The following is a 17,976-nucleotide window of genomic DNA, read 5'->3' as shown; positions in this document are numbered from 1 at the left end:
TGAGGTGGAATGGAAATTGAAAGAAAAAGAGCTATTAATGAATTGGATGGAAGACGGGATGACAAGTATTCCAAATGTTCTTCTCCAAAACTATAAACGGCTGCAAATCGAAGAAAAAGAGATGATGGTGCTGTTACATATTTATTCGTTTACTCAAAAAGGAATATCGTTTCCAAGTTTTGAAGACCTTGCGGAACGGATGACGATTTCGTCTTCCGATTGTGCAGCCTGTGTCAAAAAAATGATTCAAAAGCAAGTGGTGGCTATTGAACAAGGCGATCAGACTGGCTATGAATTTTATTCGTTAAAACCGCTTTGGAACAAGATTGCTGCTCTCTTTGAATCTGATGCACGCGGACAGTCGTTGCAACAGGCGATGACAGCAGAAAAAGATTTATACAGCTTGTTTGAAGAAGAATTTGGCCGGCCACTTTCAGCGATTGAATGTGAAACGCTGGCGCTTTGGATTGACCAGGATGAACACGATCCGTCAGTCATTAAAGCAGCTCTTCGTGAAGCTGTGATGTCAATGAAGCTGAATTTCCGCTATATAGACCGTATTTTATTTGAATGGAAAAAGCAAGGCATTAAAACAGTGGATCAGGCGCGTGAACAAGGGCGGAAATTCCGTAAACCAACTGGCACGGAGCAGGTAACCCGTTCTGAAAATGCCGTTCCATTTTACAATTGGCTTGAGCAGTAAGGAGAATTTGATATGCTGACAAAAAAAGAAATTCGTCATTGCCTCGATACGTTTGGCGAGATGTTTCCCGATGCGCATTGTGAACTGAACCATGCCAATCCGTTTGAGCTAGTCATTGCCGTTTTATTATCTGCACAATGTACAGATGTACTCGTCAACAAAGTGACGAAAGGATTATTTGAAAAATATAAAACACCAGAAGACTATATAGCGGTGCCACTTGAAGAACTGGAGCAAGATATTCGCTCAATCGGTTTATATCGAAATAAAGCAAAAAATATTCAAAAATTGTCGCATCTGATCATCGACGAGTGGAACGGGATTGTTCCAAAAACACAGGATGAACTTGTAAAACTTCCAGGCGTCGGCCGTAAAACAGCAAATGTGGTAGCATCTGTTGCATTCGATGTACCGGCGATCGCGGTTGATACGCATGTGGAACGTATCTCTAAGCGACTTGGATTTTGCCGATGGAAAGATAATGTGACCGAAGTAGAAGCCACATTAATGAAAAAAATTCCGGTGGATGAATGGTCGGTGACGCATCATCGGATGATCTTCTTTGGACGCTATCATTGTAAGGCACAGTCCCCGAATTGCCCGGAATGCCCGCTTTTAGATCTATGCAGGGAAGGGAAAAAGCGGATGAAACGGAAAGTTTTCGCGTGACGGGGGTGGTTCTAATGCCACCCGAGCTTCGCTTTTTTTCAGATGAACAGCATGTACCAGTTCCGGAAACGCTGGATCAATATCCTTATTTTTTATATGAAATAACCGGTGAAAACACACCGTGGCTAAAAGAGCAACACGGGCTGCCAGAGTTGCTTCCGATATGGGAACGGCTAATAGCCGCTCTGGAGGAAAAGCACCGCCAGCGACAAAAGGATGTGCAGGAAGAGACGAACGCTCTGCTTGCTCTTTTTTTCATGGGGCTGTTCTGGGTAAATGGCTCGCCGGCAGCACCTGCTTTCTGGAAGCAAAGAGAAGCGGAGCTCGGTATAAAACCGATTAATTTCCGCGAACGATTTCAATTTATTGTCGCCAGTTCCTACACGTATCCGGCATTTCGACAGTTGGTTGAACTGATGTCTGAACTGAGGAAAGCAGCAGCAGTAAACGCCATCCGCAAGCGATAAAAAAGCGTCTATATGGAGCATTTGCTCCATATAGACGCTTTTGTTTTTTATCCCGCATTAACGGGCAGTAAGACTCTCGCTTCAAGACTTCGAAAAATGAGCGGGGGATCAACAGCCCTTAAAAGCCCGATTGGTTCGGGCCGGCTGAAGCCGGTCACTCAGGTATGGCCGCAGGACGCGGCGCTCTTTACCCGAGTTCTTTTTTATTTAGTGGGGATAGATAGCGGAACCCAGACTAAGATCGTCACGTCCTGTGACAACGTCTGCATGATTCACATCCTGTGAACCTAACCCCCACTCAATGAAGTTTCACTTTATTCTGTTTCTGCAGGTTCCCTAATACTGTTACTTTGCGTACTGCCACTGTTGTTCCCATTTCCATTCCCATTGTTCCCATTTCCAGTAGGTATGTCTGGCTCTGGTTCTGGCTTTGGTTCTGGCTTTGGTTCTGGCTTTGGTTCTGGCTTTGGTTCTGGCTCCGGCTCCGGTACTGGCTCTGGAGTTGGTTTTTCTGGCTCGGGTTCTACCACAGGGTTTTCCGGCTCTGGGGTTTGGCCTCCTGGAATGGTGACCGATGTAGAAGCAGAGTCAACGCTTTGACCATTGACAAGTGCTGTCACTGTAATCGAGTAGGTCTGACCAGGCTGTCCGCCCCCAAATACGGTAGAGAATCCGCCAATCGACTGCGTTTCAGATCCGTTTGTCACGCTAAATGATGCGCCACTGCCGCTGAATGACCAGGAGACAGAGATGTTGCCGCTTGCGTCCGCTGAAGCACTTAATCCGGTTACCTCACCAGAAGTTGTCTCTTCTTCCGGTTTTTCTTTGTCATCTTCAACAGGTTCTTTTTCTTCAATTTTATTCATTGTCCGTTTAGGCTGTTCACCACGTACGAACAACTCATAGACTTTATCACTGTCAGATATGCCATTTCCAGCAATTTGGGCTGGATTGGACCCTTTTACAATGGCCAGTTCAACGACACTGTCCGGTTTTTTAAAGTCTTTGGTTGCTATATCAGATGATACTTCCGTCATTAACTGTCTAAATAATTCTTTTGCAATTTTTTGGCTTTCTGTTGATAGATATTCTGTCCGATTCTCATAGCCTGTCCAAACGGCGGCCGTATAATTTGTCGTATAGCCAACAAACCAAGAATCCGGCGATCCACTGTATGGAATGTTATATTTCGCTAGTTCGTCTGGCGTATAGTTTGTTGTTCCTGTTTTACCGGCAACAGGGAGTCCCGGAATATTAGCGGCTCTTCCGGTTCCATGGTCCACAACGTCCTTTAGCATATCTGAAATCATGTAGGCTGTGTAATCACTCATGGCGGATTCAGTTTTAAATTCGCTTTTAATTTCTGTTCCATCCGGAAGCGTAATTTTTGTCACGGTATGCGGTTCATTGTACGTACCGCCATTGCCAAATGCGGCATAGGCACCAGCCAGTTGCAGAGGAGATATCGCATCTTCGCCGTCATTAGCACCGATCGCATATGATTCATATTCATTCTTCATATCAATACCTAGTCCCGACAAGAATTTAAATGAATCTTCAAATCCGACTTCTTTCAACGTACGAACCGCTGGTGTATTTTTCGATCGTACAAGTGCTTCACGCATCGTCATCATGCCGGCGTACGAACCGCCGGCATTTCCGACAGATGGTCCACCATTGGAATAATTGAGGGGGCTGTCGTCAATTTGTTCGTACGTTGACCATTTCAAATATTCAATTGCTGGCCCATAATTGATAAGCGGTTTAATAACGGAGCCGGACTGGCGCTGAGAATCAACTGCATAGTTCCAGCCACGCTGTACTTCTTGGTTACGGCCACCGCCAATAGCACGAATTTCACCAGTCTGTGTATCCGTAAGCGCAATCCCAGCTTGGAACAATTCATTCGGGTAGTTAATGAATTCATCGCTGTTTAACAATTTATCCATATATAATTGTGCGTCTTTATCAAGTGTTGTTTCAATGATTAAGCCGTCCGAGTACGCCTTGTAGCCCATATCTTCTACTTCTTCAACAACAAGGTCAACAAAGGAGTCATATTCTTTTTGCACCTCTGATTTGTTCACTGGTTCGGTCAAGGAGTCGGCAATGTCTTGATTTTGAGCTTCTTCCATTTCTGACTGTGTAATTTTATCATGCTGATTCATAAGAGAAAGAACGATGTTTTTTCGTTTATTCGCCTTTTCAGGATAATCAAATGCATTGTAGTTATTCGGGCTTTGTGGCATACCGGCAATGTATGCCGCTTCAGCTAACGATAAGTCACTTAGTTCTTTATCAAAATAATAATCTGCTGCTGCTTTAATTCCATTAATCCGGTCTGACATAAAGACTTTATTTACATACATTTCAAAAATTTCTTCTTTTGAATAGGCTTTTTCCAGTTTATATGCAAGCCATGCTTCCTGCGCCTTTCTTTTCAGGGTTTTGTCATAATCTAAATAGGACATTTTCACGACCTGCTGGGTAATTGTACTGGCGCCCTGTGAGCCAAAGCCCTCTGTTACGTTTTTTACAACGGCGCCGGTGAGGCGGATCGGGTCTATCCCTTTATGTTTAAAAAAGCGAATATCTTCTGTGGCCAAAATTGCATCTCGCATGAGAATAGGAATGTCCTTATAATGAACATAATCGCGCCGTTCTGACCCAATATTCGTAATGAGGTCGCCGTTCATATCATTAATTTTCGATGAAATCGGATCACGAAGCAGTGCATCATCCAATTCCGGTGCATCCTTTACAAAGTAAGCAAACAGTCCTGCGCCTCCTGCAAGTGTTAAAAAGGCAAGCAGTAGGAGTGCAAGCAAAATGCGTTTAATAATAGACTTCTTTTTATTGGTAGATGTTTTTTTCTGTTTCGGTATTTTGCTTGAGCGAGCCGTTTTTTTTCGCTGTTGGCTCCGCTTTTCAGTTCTCGATTTGTATTCATCAGACATGTGTCTTATTTCCTCGCTTTCAAAAGTTAAAAATATATGCTTTCAACCGCATCCAAATAAGGGATTCGGGGTGATAATCCGAGCTTGAGGGGTATACTGCATGCTAGGAGCTCTTCTTTCGCAATCGATTTGCGTCCGCCCTCAATCATTCGACGCCAGAATGTATACAGAGCTTGAAAAGGTAGAAAAAAGAGCTCGTCCAAGTGAGAAAAGCGAATGATGACAAAAGCAATGCCGCCATGCGACTCTACCTGTTTCATATGACTGATTTGATGTTCGTGAAAATTTTTGAGAGGAAAAGAAGACGCAATTTTCGTTTCTTTAGCTTCAAAATCAATGTATTTTCCTTTGTATACCCCGTTATAATCCGTTGTGGACGCCTGCCTGAAATAAGCTTCTTTAATGACAGCTGCACTTCGAACTGGATAATCAACACGGACAACTTGGATGGGGACAGGTTTTTTGTGAATGACCGCAATCCCACGATTTAAATAATACGAATTCGTTGTATTAATATCATCTTCAAGCGTCATGCCCCGGTTGCTGAAAGTGGTGTCTGTCAGCCGTTTTTCAGATTGATTTAGACGTGCCGGATACGTATGTTTTTTGCCATTCGGGTAGCGGATAGCCATTTTTTTCCCCTCCTCCTAAATCCACTTATATCATACCACATGAACGAGCAAATCGCCTGCTTGAAAAGCCTTATTGCTTTTTCCCTATTAACATTGAATAATCCACGTCATTCGGCTACTATAATAATAGCTAGCCATATGCATAAAAAAGCCAGGCCATCTCTAATAATGATTGTCGAAATTATTCTTTCTTTGCCAGACCGCAACCTGTTTTGTCGACAGGGAAGGGATTACACAAAGAAGTGCGAATATTTATTATTATTACAGCAAAGGGGTGGAGACGATCATGACAAAAGAAGAATGGATGGAACGGTTAGCCGAGATTGAACAACAGACGCTGGAACTGGAAAAAATCGTACATGCAAAAGTAGCAGCTGAACGGCATCGACAGTTATTCGGACTGCGGTTACAAAGAGAACGCATTCAAAACAGGCTGCTGCTTGTAGAAGAAGGCGCTCGCTTTTTATGCGGCGAACCGGACGTACCTTCTTTTATGTCTACGTTAAAACCGGCGGCAGGGTCAATGTAAATGAAACGGGGTAGTAGGTAGTGCAGTTGATTGAACAGACAAACACACTTCAAACGCTTATCCATAAAGCAAAATCAATTTATGAAGAGCGGAGAGAAACAAAAGAAGTAGCCGATTTTTTCAGTGTTGTGAAGCCATTTGCTGACGAAATGGACAAAGTGGTCGATGCCTGGGAACAATCCGCGCTTGACTGGCTGAAAACAAATCCACAAAAATATGTACATGCGGTTCAAGTGACACAAACGGCGGATAATGCACGCCGCGTCGGTGCATACGCACATTTTTTTGACACTGGCAAAGCAAAATTTATTCAATCGGCAGATTCCGCGTTATACGTACTTGAATCGATTGGGAAAATATTGAAAAAGGATGGGGCGCTATAGGCGCTCTTTTTTTGGGCTTTCAAAAAGAGCGTTTGTTCGTTAAACTAGCATAGTAGGAGAGGTGTGAAGGTTGATGAAGAAGAAAACACTTTCAAAATTAATTACTGAATTGCGAAACAATGAACATATTATAAATTGGCATGAGATCGAACCGGAGGAAGCGAAAACGAAACCGATCCCGGAAATGATCGATGAGCGGATTCGGAAGGCTCTTTGGCAAAGAGGTGTCGGGGAGTTATATACGCATCAATATTCTGCTTTTAAGGCGGTCGAAAGTGGAGAAAATATTGTGGCGGTGACACCGACTGCTTCAGGGAAAACGCTTTGTTACAATTTGCCTGTTCTGCAATCGATCGCTGAAAACGAAGCGAACCGGGCGCTATATATTTTCCCGACAAAGGCGCTTGCTCAGGATCAGAAAAGTGAATTAAATGAAATGATCAGTGAAATGGGCATCGATATTAAAAGTTTTACATATGACGGAGATACGTCGCCTGCGATCCGACAGAAGGTGCGAAAAGCAGGCCATATTGTGATTACGAATCCCGATATGCTTCATTCAGCTATTTTGCCAAACCATACGAAATGGGTTCATTTATTTGAAAATTTGAAGTATATCGTAATTGATGAACTGCATACGTACCGCGGTGTCTTTGGCAGCCATGTAGCGAATGTAATCCGGCGATTAAAGCGAATCTGTTCTTTTTATGGAAGCAGTCCGATTTTTATTTGTACATCCGCGACCATTGCGAATCCGCAAGAACTGGCGGAGCAATTAACAGGCAATCCGATGAGACTGATCGATAATAACGGGGCACCAAGAGGAAGAAAGCATTTTGTCTTTTATAATCCACGAGTCGTGAACAAACCGCTTAATATTCGAAAGAGCGCCACGGTGGAAGTTAACAATATCGCAAAAGAATTTTTAAAGAATAAAATTCAAACGATTATTTTTGCGAGAAGCCGGGTGAGAGTGGAGGTTATTTTAAGCCATATTCAAGAACTGGTGAAAAAAGAGATAGGAACGAAGACGATCCGCGGGTACCGCGGCGGTTATTTGCCTAATGAACGGCGGGCGATTGAAAAAGGGCTGCGGGATGGAGAAATTTTAGGCGTTGTCAGTACAAATGCCCTGGAGCTCGGTGTCGATATTGGACAGCTGCAAGTGTGCGTGATGACAGGTTATCCAGGAAGCATTGCTAGCACATGGCAACAGGCCGGACGAGCCGGGCGAAGGCACGGTGAAGCGCTTATTATTATGGTTGCAAGTTCTACACCGATCGATCAATACGTCGTCCATCACCCTGACTACTTTTTTGATCGTTCACCGGAATCTGCACGGATCAATCCGGAAAATTTGATTATTCTCGTTGATCATTTAAAATGTGCCGCTTACGAACTGCCTTTTAAAGAAGAGGAAAAATTCGGGCCGATTGAAGTCCATGATATATTAGATTACTTGGAGGAAGAACGGGTACTTCACTACAATGGAGGCAAATATCATTGGGCACATGAATCATTTCCAGCAACGAATATTAGCTTGCGTTCTGCCGCACAGGAAAATGTGGTGATTGTCGATCAATCTGATGTCGCGAACGTAAAAATTATTGGTGAAATGGACCGGTTTAGCGCAATGACACTTTTGCATGATGAAGCCATTTATTTGCATGAAGGCAGACAATTCCAAGTTGAAAAGCTCGACTGGGAACATAAAAAAGCATATGTACGGAAAGTGGATGTGGAGTACTATACAGATGCGAATTTAGCTGTTCAGTTAAAAGTGTTGGAAATTGATCGATCGACAGAGCGAAACACGACAGCGATTCATTATGGTGACGTGACAGTGAATGCACTTCCGACCATTTTCAAAAAAATCAAGCTGTCGACATTTGAAAACATTGGATCAGGACCGATATCACTGCCGGAAGAAGAGATGCATACGAGCGCAGCATGGCTGGAATTAAAAGAGATCGGTCCGGAATTGAAAGAAAAGGCGCTTGAGCAATTGCTAATGGGAATTGCGAATGTGTTGAATCACATTGTGCCGATCCTTACGATGTGTGATCGCAATGATATTCACGTCGTCTCGCAAATAAAAGCAACACATACGGGACTTTCAACAATCTTCTTATATGATCATTATCCGGGCGGCATTGGTTTAGCTGAAGATGTGTATAAGAGATTTGATGAAGTGAAAGCTGCTGCAAAAGATTTAATTGAAAAATGCCCATGTCAGGATGGATGTCCTTCTTGCATTGGCATGGAAATCGGTGGAATGAATGCAAAACGAAAAAGTATCCAACTGATTGACCAATTTTAAGGAAGGAGTACGGACGGATGAGTATGACCAAAAAACTGCAAAGGATGAAAAAACATCTTGTGCGGGAAGAGACAGCTGTACCGATCAAAAAGCAGCAGGAGAACATTCGTCACTGGGATATGTGGGAAGCGGCAGGCGCAAACATATTCCATTTTGAAGGCGAGTATTGCATTACCCGTGAAACGCATTATTCACTTGATTATCAGCATGGCCATTACACATTTCTTGATGCGGAAAGAACGATTGAGGACTGGTCTTCTTTTGAAGGCGCTCATCCGTTGTCCGCAAAAGGATTTTCTTCATCGGATTTGTATTTTTTTGATACGGAAACAACAGGCCTTAGAGGATCAGGCAGTGTTATCTTTTTGCTCGGAACGGCCCGCATTTCAGGCAATCGTGTGACAGTAAAACAATATTTCCTGCCGTCACCCGGTAATGAAACGGCACTCTACGCGAAGTTTTTACAAGAAACCGATTATACGACACTTGTCACCTATAATGGAAAATCTTTTGATTGGCCACAGGTGAAGTCACGCCACACATTTGTGCGTGAACGAGTGCCGGCTCTTCCTGCATTTGGCCATTTCGATCTATATCATGCATCGCGCCGATTATTTAAGCATACAATGGAGTCGGTCAAGCTCGTCAACGTAGAAAAAAACATTTTGGGCATTGAGCGGATCGATGATGTGCCGGGCCATTTAGCACCAATTATTTACTTTGATTATGTAGAGCGTGGGGACCCGGAAGGTATATTACAGGTAATGAAGCATAATGAGCGTGATATTCTCAGCTTGCTTACACTGTATACACATATTAGCCGGCTTGTGCTAGATGGCTCGACCAGAAAGGATGATCGCACAGCCCTTGAAATCGCTAAATGGTTTGAATCATCCGGCAACGTTGATGCTGCCCGAATGGCCCTTGCCCAGTCAGCGGGTAGGGGACAAGATAATGTGGCGCTCGAAGCTGCCTATAGACTCGCGATGCAATATAAGCGGAGAAAATCATTTGAAGAAGCGAGAATGCTATTTGATCGCGTTAGGCATTCCCGCAGTACGCGGGCATTAGATGCATCAATTGAGTTGGCGAAGCTGTATGAACATACGTGGAAAGAAATAGACGAAGCGTTTAAGGTAACCGAGCAGGCAATTGAAATGGTGACAGATGAAAGGATAAGAAAGGAAGTTGAACACCGTTTGACACGGCTAGAAAGAAAAAAGTCGAAAGACCTTAAAAACTAATGTCATTTTGTTGTAACATGTTTGAAAACATCGTAAAATGAAGAGTACCATTTTAACAAGAGAAATGATAACTATGAGGTGAATGACAGGTTGAATCGTGCAATTTTTCTATTATTCTTTGTGTTTATCGGATTGACTGCATTTGTGCTAACGAATTTAAAAGATAGTTTCTATGCTTTTTTGTAAAAAACAATAAACCTTTAAACGACCTGTTTCCTAATTGACAAACGGCACTGTTTTTGAAACAATTAACGTATAAAAACAGGACTCGATGAAGGTGGTGCAAGGCAATGTTGTCAGATCAACTTAAGCTGACCGGGAAAGACATTCTCGAAAAAGAATTTAAAACATCCATGCGCGGATACAATCCGGATGAAGTGGATCAATTTTTAGATCTGATCATTAAAGATTATGATGTATTTCAACAGGCAATTGAAGAATTACAGCAGGAGAATTTACGTTTGAAAAAAGAAAACAGTTCCATCGCTTCCCGTCAAAGACAACCGGAGCCGCCAATACGCGCGCAGCAACCAGTAGCAGGGTCAACAAATTTCGATATTTTGAAGCGTTTGTCGAATTTAGAGCGTCACGTATTTGGTGATCGTCTTAACAACGAATAAATACTCGTTGCATTTAGAACGGTCATCCATTATAATAGGGAAACGAAAATGAATAACGTTCGGGTAATCGCTGCAGTCCGAGCGGCTGCAGAGGAAAGTCCATGCTCGCACAGTGCTGAGATGCCTGTAGTGATCGCGCCTGGCGAAACCATAAGCCAGGGCAGCATTTTAATGCTGACGGCAGGGAAAACACCTAAGTCCCTAGAGGATATGGTGTGAATACTTTGAAAGTGCCACAGTGACGGAGCTTTATCAGAAATGATAAAGGTGGAACGAGGTAAACCCCGTGAGCGAGCAACCCAAATTTTGGTAGGGGCACTTTCCGGACGGAACTGAACGAATGGAAAGGCAGAAGCTTAAGTTTCTGCAGACAGATGATTGCCACCGGAGTACGAGGTCATACCCTGGCCGTTTGCAGTACGAAGGAACAAAACATGGCTTACAGAACGTTATTCAGGGTTCAAATATACACAATACGCGGCTCTCCTTTTTAGGGGAGCTTTTCTTCTATTTGATAGAAGAGGCGCCTTCATATGAAAAAATATAACTCAATGCGAAAAAAAGTAAATGAAATGATCTATAACTACATACAAGAAGGGATCGTGATCCCTGATGCAAATGGGATTATTTTATTATTGAATCCTGCTTTACCATTGACCATTTAAAAGTTATAAGGGATTGGAAGTAAGCATCAAATTCAATTGTTAACCGGCAAATTATAAGATTATATTCAAGGCTTTTCCTATTCAAAGCCAGTTCCAATTGCAAAATAAATTGATTTTCATTATTTGGATCTAATGGAAGAATACGAATGAAAAGAGGATGTTATGACGTATACAATCATTGCGACAGCCGCTATGGGTTTAGAGGCACTCGTTGCTAAAGAAGTGAAAGAACTCGGTTATACCCCGCGAACAGAAAACGGAAAGGTGTATTTTGAAGGAGATGCGAAAGCGATTGCCCGTTGCAATATGTGGCTGCGAACGGCAGATCGAGTCAAAGTAGTGGCCGCTGAATTTTATGCGGAAACATTTGATGAATTATTTGAAAAAACGAAAGCGATTGAGTGGGAACAGTTTTTGCCGAAAGATGCATCTTTCCCAGTACAGGGGAAATCGGTTAAGTCAACGCTGTTCAGTGTATCTGACTGTCAGGCCATCGTTAAAAAAGCGATTGCAGAACGACTAAAGCATGCGTATAAAATAGAGTCGTGGCTGCCAGAAACAGGTGCTCATTTTCCGCTTGAAGTTGCCCTCTTAAAAGATAAAGTGACGATTACGATCGATGCGAGCGGTGCAGGTCTACATAAACGGGGTTATCGGGTCGGACAAGGAGAAGCACCAATCAAAGAAACATTGGCTGCTGCACTTGTTCAGCTGACAAACTGGTATCCGGATAAGCCATTTATTGATCCATTTTGCGGTTCTGGGACAATCCCGATTGAAGCAGCACTGATCGGTCAAAACATTGCGCCTGGTTTTAACCGGGATTTTGTGTCTGAACAGTGGGCCTGGATTGGGGACAACGTATGGAATGATGTCCGAATGGAAGCAGAAGACAAAGCAAACTACGATCAGCCGCTTGACATTGAAGGGTTTGATATTGATTCAACTATGATCAGGATCGCCAACAGCAATGCGTTTGAAGCAGGACTTGGTGACTTAATTAACTTCCGTGTTGGAGATGTTGCACAGTTTGAAACAGATAAAGAGTATGGTGTCATCATTGGCAATCCGCCATATGGCGAGCGGCTAAGCGACCGTCCAGCTGTTGAAAAATTGTATGCCGATATGGGATACAAATTCAAATCGCTTGATACGTGGTCTATTTACATGCTCACGTCGCATGAACAATTTGAAGAAGTATATGGCAAGCCGGCGACGAAAAAGCGAAAACTATTCAACGGATTTATTCGCTGTGATTACTATCAATACTGGGGCAAGCGCCCGCCACGCCGCTCTGAATCTGAATAAAGCGGATTGATGAAAAATCCAGAAGAGATAAAAAAGCGCAAAAGCGGCGTCAGGCCTGCTTTTGCGCTTTTTTATATAATATTACCAGAGCTTGAATCCTTTTGATCCGAGTGGACCGCCGTTGATTATGTCCATAATTGGAACGGCGTAGGCAACTAAGATGAGCGCAACTAGTACGGTGATCCAAACTTTCCAGTTTTCGAGAATCTTTGGTGTTTGTTCAGCATCTTTGTCGACTTCACCAATAGGGAATTCTTCATCGCCTTTTGGTGCAAACCAGCATAGGTTCACGAAAATGATTAACACGAAAATGATGCCGAGGAACAAGATAGTGCCGCCGACGGCCTGTGCGATTTGATACGGAATCCATTCCATTGCCTGTGCAGCATCGCCATATGTTGAGTAAGACGAACGGCGTGGTGCCCCGAGAAGACCCGCCCAATGCATCGCGCCGGACATAATCGTCATCCCGAACGCCCATGTAAATGCTTGTATAATCGCAAGTTTATTCATTTGCGGTGTTAAAACACGTCCTGTTAAATGTGGAATGAGCCAGTAAGCAATTCCGAAAAACGTTAATAAAACAGTGGTCGCCACGGTTAAATGAAAATGGCCCGTTACCCAGATTGTATTGTGAATCACCTGATTCATTTGGTGAGAAGCGTTAATGATCCCGCCGGCACCAGCTGGAATAAACGCAGCCATACCAATAAATGGAACGGTGAAACGTGCATCACCCCAGGGGAGTTTGTGAAACCAGCCGAACAATCCTTTGCCACCGAGTTCACGTCCGCGCAGCTCAAATGTGGCAAACATACTGAATGCCGTCATGAGCGACGGGATGATAACCATAAAGGTTAAAACAACCTGCACGAATTTCCAAAACTCTGTAATACCTGGTTCTGTCAGCTGATGGTGAATGCCGACCGGAATGGAGAACAATAAAAATAAAATAAATGAAAGGCGGGCAAGTGAATCGGAGAAAATTTTACCGCCGATTACTTTCGGGATAACGACATACCATGCCATATAAGCAGGAAGAAGCCAGAAATAGACGAGTGCATGACCGAAATACCAGAACAATGTACGTGTAATTGCCACATCGACACGTTCAATGAACCCGAGTGACCATGGCAAAAGTTGAAGCAATACTTCCGCTGCAACGCCAAGTGTTGCAACGAACCACATAAGGGAATTGGCAACGACCATATACGTTAAAAGCGGAGACGATTCACCTTTGTTTTCTTTACGCCACTGTGCGTACTTTGCCATATGGGCGAAGATGACGAACCAGCTGCCAACGACGATAAATGTTAAACCGAGATAAAAAATCCAATGTGCTTGCAGCGGTGCATAAAATGTATATAAAACCGTTGCTTCATTTAATAAAATCATCGTTGCTGACATGACCGTGCCAAGGAGCATAATCCAAAAACCAATCCAGCTAGTAAGGCGCTGTTTTGCTGTAAACGTGCCGGATGTACGGCTGACAGCAGCTGCTTGGAATCCAAGAATGAAAAAGGTTGTGAAGACAAGCCCGAGCATGACGCCGTGAACGGTTAATACTTGATAATAACCGATATTTGCTGGAAGCTCGAAACGCCCGGAACGAACAAATACTTGTAACAGTCCCATTAATCCGCCAATAGCAAGGGCTGCAAATGCAACATACATATGGGCCATTACGAGGCGCGCATCACGTTTATCTACGCGTAACAATGTGCTGTTATTCATTGACGTCTACCACCTTATACATCATTTTCATCGTGTGATGCCCTGTCCCGCAATACTCGTTGCATACGACAAGGTATTCACCTATTTTATCCATCGTCGTGACATATTCACTTATGTAGCCGGGTTCGAGCATCATGTTAATATTTGTACCAGTCACCCCGTATCCGTGCACAACGTCTTTCGTTGTAGCGATAATTTTCACCGTTGACCCAACGGGAATTTCCACTTCAGCCGGCATGTACATGAAAGCAGAGGCAACGACAACAAGTTCGTAGTCCCAATCTTTACCACTCACTTTTGTAAGGCCAGGTTCATTAAATGGTGTGACTTTGTCCACTTGTTCATAGTTAATCGTTTTTACTGAACTAGGCGGCTGATGTCCTTGGTGGAACGCACCAATTCCAACGATGATGAGGAATAAGACAAGTGAGCCGATTCCAAACGTGATCCACCACTTTTCATAACGGTGTAAATGCATACGTATAATTCCTCCTTCAAACAAATTAGAAACGATCAGTGAAAATAGAAAAGACGGCGAACCATGAAGCGATGACAAAAATGCCGATTCCAAATACGGCATATAATGTTCCTTTTAATGATTGCTCTTCTTCTTGAAGTTTGTGATTGCGTTTTCCTGAAGCCATTTTAAATCACTCCTTTCTTGATCGTCTTATTTCCTTGTAACACTATCTTAAGCGTGTAAAAAAACAGATTCTGTGAGGAAAATCACGGAAAATCTTTTCAGTGTGAAAAAAGTGTGAAATAGTGGTGAATATATATTAACGAATAATCAGAAAAAATAGAAACTTAACGTTCGTGTTTTATCTTGATTTTTTTGTATGGTCTGCTATTATATAAAACATAAATCAATGATATTCCTATATATAATCGTGGGAATGGGCCTGCAAGTATTTACCGGACTGCTTTAAATAGGCTGGCTATGAGTGAACAGCAGCACGCTTCATCTATTTTCAGCTTGAAGGGTATTGTTCACTCTGTTCATTAAAAGGAAAATCATGCTTCAGGCTTTTTTTTATGCTTGAAGATGTAAATAGGAGGAAGAAAGTAATGAAACGTCTTCAGGAAAAAATGGAACAAGATGGACGTATTTTGTCCGAGCACGTTTTAAAAGTAGATTCTTTTTTGAATCATCAAATTGATCCTTTGCTTATGAAAGAAATCGGAGAAGAATTTGCCAATCGTTTTGCATCAGAAAAAATCACAAAAATTGTAACACTTGAATCTAGTGGAATAGCACCATCTGTTATGACGGGTCTCGTACTCGATGTGCCAGTCGTGTTTGCTCGTAAACGGCAGTCACTCACGATGACAGATGATTTACTGACAGCCAATGTGTATTCATTTACGAAAGAAACGGCGAATCGTATTGCCGTTTCTAATGCCTTTTTATCAGCGGATGATCATGTACTTATTATTGATGACTTTCTTGCCAACGGTCAGGCAGCGCTCGGATTGATCGACATCGTTCGTCAGGCAGGCAGTTCCATTGCAGGTGTTGGTATCGTCATTGAAAAGTCATTTCAAAATGGTGCTGAATTACTTTACCAAGAAGGGATACGTGTCGAATCATTGGCTCGCATCAAGTCGCTTAAAGAAGGAAAAATCGAGTTTAAAGAAGAGGAACCTGAAAAATGAACCCTTCGACATTTAAAACAGCCTCACTTGGCATTCAGCACGTCCTTGCCATGTATGCTGGAGCAGTCCTCGTTCCATTAATCGTAGGTGCAGCGATCGGCATGAACTCGGAACAGCTGACGTATCTCGTATCGATTGATATTTTTATGTGCGGAATTGCCACGTTGCTGCAAGTATGGAGCGGCAAATGGATCGGTATAGGGCTTCCTATTGTTCTTGGCTGTACGTTTACCGCGGTCAGCCCGATGATTGCAATCGGAACAACGCATGGTATTAACTATATATACGGTGCCATTATTGCATCAGGCGTTTTTGTTTTACTTATCGCTCCTTTTTTCAGCAGGCTTGTCCGCTTTTTCCCGCCGGTTGTGACGGGTTCGGTCGTGACGATTATTGGTGTGACACTCATTCCAGTTGCTATGAACAATATGGGTGGCGGGCAAGGCAGCCAGAACTTTGCTTCAACTGAGAATATTATACTTTCATTCACGACGCTTATTATTATTATTTTAATGTATCGCTTTTTTGATGGCTTTGTCCGGTCCATTTCTGTGTTGCTCGGTCTTCTGATCGGCACGGTTATTGCTTTCTTTATGGACAAAGTCGATTTTACCCCTGTTATGGATGCATCTTTGTTCCATGTCATTCAGCCGTTTTATTTTGGCCTCCCTGCGTTTGAATGGTCCGGTATTTTAACGATGATTCTCGTGGCGATGGTGAGTCTTGTTGAATCTACAGGTGTTTACTTTGCTGTTTCAGATATGTGTGATGAAGAAGTGGCCGAGCACGATTTAGCGAAAGGATACCGTGCAGAAGGATTAGCGATTATTCTCGGCGGGATTTTTAACGCATTCCCGTATACGGCTTTTTCACAAAACGTCGGTCTTATGCAATTGTCGGGTGTGAAGTCTAGAAACGTTATTTTTTATACAGCGGGCTTTTTAATTTTCTTGGGCCTTGTGCCAAAAATCGGTGCATTCACGACGATTATCCCGTCGAGTGTACTTGGCGGTGCGATGCTGGCGATGTTCGGAATGGTGCTTGCTCAAGGCATTAAAATGCTTGGGCGTGTCGACATGGAGAAACAGGAAAACTTATTGATTATTGCCTGCTCAGTTGGGATGGGGCTTGGCGTGACAGTTGTACCGGATTTATTTGCGGGTCTGCCGGACGGTGTGGAAATTTTAACGGGAAATGGAATCGTCGCCGGCAGTTTGACAGCACTTGTCCTTAATGTACTGTTTAATGAAATCGGCCACAAACGGACAGCGAATGCGACTATGAAAGAAAAAGTGTCATAAAAAACGATAAAAAACTCCCGCGTTTTAAAGACATTAACATGTCGTAACGTCATCTCCATTTCTTACATGAAAAGAAATGGAGGTGGCGTTTTTATGTTCAAAAAAGGTTAAAAAATAAAAACTAGTCACGTCAATCATATTTTAATTATTCTAATAGATGGCATGTAAATATCTTTTTGAGTACTAAAGATATAGCTAAAAATACTGACAATCGAGAAGATATACAGTAAAATAAAGTGAAACTTCATTTTGTGGGGGTCTTAATACCTACTAATGTGGAATAAAAAAGCGGGGTGCGAATATGGAAAACACACAACTAGGTAAAAATGCGGTTATTAAAGAAGTGTTGAATTGCGCCATTGAATCCATCCGGACGGTCATTCCAATCGAAGCGCAGGTGGGGCAGCCAATATTATTAATGGAGTCATTTAGCCATCATGCAATAGGTGTTTTTATCGGCATCACGGGTGATTTGCCAGGCCGCCTCATTTTAAATGGATCGGAAGAATCGTTTTCACGTTTAGGGACGAAGATGTTTGGTATGCCAATCGAAGGTGAAATGGTGGAGTCATTTGCCGGCGAAGTTGTCAATATGATCGCAGGCAATATGGGAGCGGCATTGTTTGCCAAAGGAATTACGATTGATATTACACCGCCGACGATCATTGTAGGCGATTCGAAAATTTCTGGATTCAGGCAGGCGATCAAGCTGCCAATAGCGTTTCAGGAAGCCGGGGAATACGAGTTAGTTTTAAATATTGAAAAAGGTTAACAGCAGTTGTTGAATT

Annotated in this window: 18 protein-coding genes, 1 other RNA gene and 1 riboswitch; of the genes, 14 read left to right on the top strand and 5 right to left on the bottom strand. The window is 42.9% G+C overall.

Annotated features, from left to right (window positions below):
- Positions 1-37: 37 nt before the first annotated feature.
- The 3 genes from BLL40_RS00610 to BLL40_RS00600 are packed head-to-tail and all read left to right on the top strand — an operon-like array spanning position 38 to position 1,839.
- Positions 38-703, top strand: coding sequence for a DnaD domain-containing protein (locus BLL40_RS00610; RefSeq protein ID WP_073710364.1), 666 nt, complete (start codon positions 38-40; stop codon positions 701-703).
- 12 nt (positions 704-715) lie between these two features.
- The gene (nth, locus tag BLL40_RS00605) at positions 716-1,372 is read left to right on the top strand and encodes an endonuclease III (RefSeq protein WP_073709975.1); all 657 of its coding nucleotides are present in this window, start codon (positions 716-718) and stop codon (positions 1,370-1,372) included.
- A 14-nt stretch (positions 1,373-1,386) separates the two neighbouring features.
- Positions 1,387-1,839: a YpoC family protein gene (locus BLL40_RS00600; protein WP_073709974.1), complete on the top strand. Its 453-nt coding sequence runs from the start codon at positions 1,387-1,389 to the stop codon at positions 1,837-1,839.
- 314 nt (positions 1,840-2,153) lie between these two features.
- On the opposite strand, the gene BLL40_RS00595 is transcribed toward BLL40_RS00600, so the two are convergent.
- Positions 2,154-4,796 carry a transglycosylase domain-containing protein gene (locus tag BLL40_RS00595; RefSeq protein ID WP_073709973.1) on the bottom strand — a complete coding sequence of 881 codons (2,643 nt, stop codon included), beginning with the start codon at positions 4,794-4,796 and terminating at the stop codon, positions 2,154-2,156.
- Positions 4,797-4,822: 26 nt separating this feature from the next.
- Positions 4,823-5,428: a Holliday junction resolvase RecU gene (recU, locus tag BLL40_RS00590; RefSeq protein ID WP_073709972.1), complete on the bottom strand. Its 606-nt coding sequence runs from the start codon at positions 5,426-5,428 to the stop codon at positions 4,823-4,825.
- Positions 5,429-5,714: 286 nt separating this feature from the next.
- Here recU and BLL40_RS00585 point away from each other — a divergent pair, with 286 nt between their 5' ends.
- The 8 genes from BLL40_RS00585 to BLL40_RS00555 all read left to right on the top strand — a co-directional run bounded on the left by BLL40_RS00585 (position 5,715) and on the right by BLL40_RS00555 (position 12,497).
- Positions 5,715-5,957, top strand: coding sequence for a hypothetical protein (locus BLL40_RS00585; RefSeq protein WP_073709971.1), 243 nt, complete (start codon positions 5,715-5,717; stop codon positions 5,955-5,957).
- A 20-nt stretch (positions 5,958-5,977) separates the two neighbouring features.
- The gene (locus tag BLL40_RS00580) at positions 5,978-6,340 is read left to right on the top strand and encodes a DUF1798 family protein (protein WP_073709970.1); all 363 of its coding nucleotides are present in this window, start codon (positions 5,978-5,980) and stop codon (positions 6,338-6,340) included.
- A gap of 73 nt (positions 6,341-6,413) precedes the next feature.
- On the top strand, positions 6,414-8,660 hold the full coding sequence (locus tag BLL40_RS00575) for a DEAD/DEAH box helicase (protein WP_073710363.1): 2,247 nt from the start codon (positions 6,414-6,416) through the stop codon (positions 8,658-8,660).
- A 17-nt stretch (positions 8,661-8,677) separates the two neighbouring features.
- The gene (locus tag BLL40_RS00570; RefSeq protein WP_073709969.1) at positions 8,678-9,904 is read left to right on the top strand and encodes a ribonuclease H-like domain-containing protein; all 1,227 of its coding nucleotides are present in this window, start codon (positions 8,678-8,680) and stop codon (positions 9,902-9,904) included.
- A 290-nt stretch (positions 9,905-10,194) separates the two neighbouring features.
- Complete coding sequence (gpsB, locus tag BLL40_RS00565; protein WP_073709968.1) at positions 10,195-10,524, top strand: cell division regulator GpsB; 330 nt, start codon at positions 10,195-10,197, stop codon at positions 10,522-10,524.
- Between the two features lie 55 nt (positions 10,525-10,579).
- An RNA gene (gene rnpB, locus BLL40_RS00560) (RNase P RNA component class B) lies at positions 10,580-10,971 on the top strand.
- 86 nt (positions 10,972-11,057) lie between these two features.
- Positions 11,058-11,189, top strand: coding sequence for a hypothetical protein (locus BLL40_RS17950; RefSeq protein ID WP_281247221.1), 132 nt, complete (start codon positions 11,058-11,060; stop codon positions 11,187-11,189).
- 162 nt (positions 11,190-11,351) lie between these two features.
- A complete protein-coding gene (locus BLL40_RS00555) occupies positions 11,352-12,497 on the top strand; it encodes a THUMP domain-containing class I SAM-dependent RNA methyltransferase (protein ID WP_073709967.1) in 1,146 nt (381 codons plus the stop codon).
- 81 nt (positions 12,498-12,578) lie between these two features.
- On the opposite strand, the gene BLL40_RS00550 is transcribed toward BLL40_RS00555, so the two are convergent.
- From BLL40_RS00550 to BLL40_RS17490, 3 genes are read right to left on the bottom strand one after another with little or no spacing between them, the layout of a single operon-like run.
- The gene (locus tag BLL40_RS00550; protein WP_073709966.1) at positions 12,579-14,231 is read right to left on the bottom strand and encodes a b(o/a)3-type cytochrome-c oxidase subunit 1; all 1,653 of its coding nucleotides are present in this window, start codon (positions 14,229-14,231) and stop codon (positions 12,579-12,581) included.
- The gene (locus tag BLL40_RS00545; RefSeq protein WP_073709965.1) at positions 14,224-14,709 is read right to left on the bottom strand and encodes a cupredoxin domain-containing protein; all 486 of its coding nucleotides are present in this window, start codon (positions 14,707-14,709) and stop codon (positions 14,224-14,226) included. The genes BLL40_RS00550 and BLL40_RS00545 overlap by 8 nt, the downstream gene beginning before the upstream one ends.
- A 25-nt stretch (positions 14,710-14,734) precedes the next feature.
- Entirely contained in the window at positions 14,735-14,875 is a 141-nt protein-coding gene (locus tag BLL40_RS17490) for a hypothetical protein (RefSeq protein ID WP_173799873.1), read from the bottom strand.
- A gap of 216 nt (positions 14,876-15,091) precedes the next feature.
- Positions 15,092-15,192: riboswitch (purine riboswitch) on the top strand.
- 107 nt (positions 15,193-15,299) lie between these two features.
- Between BLL40_RS17490 and BLL40_RS00540 the strand changes: the two genes are divergently transcribed.
- The 3 genes from BLL40_RS00540 (at position 15,300) to BLL40_RS00530 (ending at position 17,960) form a co-directional block, all read left to right on the top strand.
- Positions 15,300-15,887 carry a xanthine phosphoribosyltransferase gene (locus tag BLL40_RS00540; protein WP_073710362.1) on the top strand — a complete coding sequence of 196 codons (588 nt, stop codon included), beginning with the start codon at positions 15,300-15,302 and terminating at the stop codon, positions 15,885-15,887.
- Positions 15,884-17,188, top strand: a complete 1,305-nt coding sequence (locus BLL40_RS00535) for a nucleobase:cation symporter-2 family protein (protein WP_073709964.1) — start codon at positions 15,884-15,886, stop codon at positions 17,186-17,188. The genes BLL40_RS00540 and BLL40_RS00535 overlap by 4 nt, the downstream gene beginning before the upstream one ends.
- Positions 17,189-17,489: 301 nt before the next feature.
- Complete coding sequence (locus BLL40_RS00530) at positions 17,490-17,960, top strand: chemotaxis protein CheX (protein WP_073709963.1); 471 nt, start codon at positions 17,490-17,492, stop codon at positions 17,958-17,960.
- Positions 17,961-17,976: the final 16 nt, after the last annotated feature.

The sequence above is a fragment of the Domibacillus mangrovi genome (genome assembly GCF_001906925.1).
GTDB lineage: Bacteria > Bacillota > Bacilli > Bacillales > Domibacillaceae > Domibacillus > Domibacillus mangrovi.
Note: the sequence above shows the minus strand (reverse complement) of the source record. Positions and strands in the feature narration are given on the sequence as shown.

What these genes read in the sequence shown, in the direction of transcription:
- BLL40_RS00555 (WP_073709967.1), top strand. Translation starts at nt 11,352, where the DNA reads ATGACGTATACAATCATTGCGACAGCCGCTATGGGTTTAGAGGCACTC.
- recU (WP_073709972.1), bottom strand. Translation starts at nt 5,428, where the DNA reads ATGGCTATCCGCTACCCGAATGGCAAAAAACATACGTATCCGGCACGT.
- BLL40_RS00610 (WP_073710364.1), top strand. Translation starts at nt 38, where the DNA reads ATGAATTGGATGGAAGACGGGATGACAAGTATTCCAAATGTTCTTCTC.
- gpsB (WP_073709968.1), top strand. Translation starts at nt 10,195, where the DNA reads ATGTTGTCAGATCAACTTAAGCTGACCGGGAAAGACATTCTCGAAAAA.
- BLL40_RS00575 (WP_073710363.1), top strand. Translation starts at nt 6,414, where the DNA reads ATGAAGAAGAAAACACTTTCAAAATTAATTACTGAATTGCGAAACAAT.
- BLL40_RS17490 (WP_173799873.1), bottom strand. Translation starts at nt 14,875, where the DNA reads ATGGCTTCAGGAAAACGCAATCACAAACTTCAAGAAGAAGAGCAATCA.
- BLL40_RS00540 (WP_073710362.1), top strand. Translation starts at nt 15,300, where the DNA reads ATGAAACGTCTTCAGGAAAAAATGGAACAAGATGGACGTATTTTGTCC.
- BLL40_RS00600 (WP_073709974.1), top strand. Translation starts at nt 1,387, where the DNA reads ATGCCACCCGAGCTTCGCTTTTTTTCAGATGAACAGCATGTACCAGTT.
- nth (WP_073709975.1), top strand. Translation starts at nt 716, where the DNA reads ATGCTGACAAAAAAAGAAATTCGTCATTGCCTCGATACGTTTGGCGAG.
- BLL40_RS00535 (WP_073709964.1), top strand. Translation starts at nt 15,884, where the DNA reads ATGAACCCTTCGACATTTAAAACAGCCTCACTTGGCATTCAGCACGTC.
- BLL40_RS00550 (WP_073709966.1), bottom strand. Translation starts at nt 14,231, where the DNA reads ATGAATAACAGCACATTGTTACGCGTAGATAAACGTGATGCGCGCCTC.
- BLL40_RS00545 (WP_073709965.1), bottom strand. Translation starts at nt 14,709, where the DNA reads ATGCATTTACACCGTTATGAAAAGTGGTGGATCACGTTTGGAATCGGC.
- BLL40_RS17950 (WP_281247221.1), top strand. Translation starts at nt 11,058, where the DNA reads ATGAAAAAATATAACTCAATGCGAAAAAAAGTAAATGAAATGATCTAT.
- BLL40_RS00585 (WP_073709971.1), top strand. Translation starts at nt 5,715, where the DNA reads ATGACAAAAGAAGAATGGATGGAACGGTTAGCCGAGATTGAACAACAG.
- BLL40_RS00570 (WP_073709969.1), top strand. Translation starts at nt 8,678, where the DNA reads ATGAGTATGACCAAAAAACTGCAAAGGATGAAAAAACATCTTGTGCGG.
- BLL40_RS00530 (WP_073709963.1), top strand. Translation starts at nt 17,490, where the DNA reads ATGGAAAACACACAACTAGGTAAAAATGCGGTTATTAAAGAAGTGTTG.
- BLL40_RS00595 (WP_073709973.1), bottom strand. Translation starts at nt 4,796, where the DNA reads ATGTCTGATGAATACAAATCGAGAACTGAAAAGCGGAGCCAACAGCGA.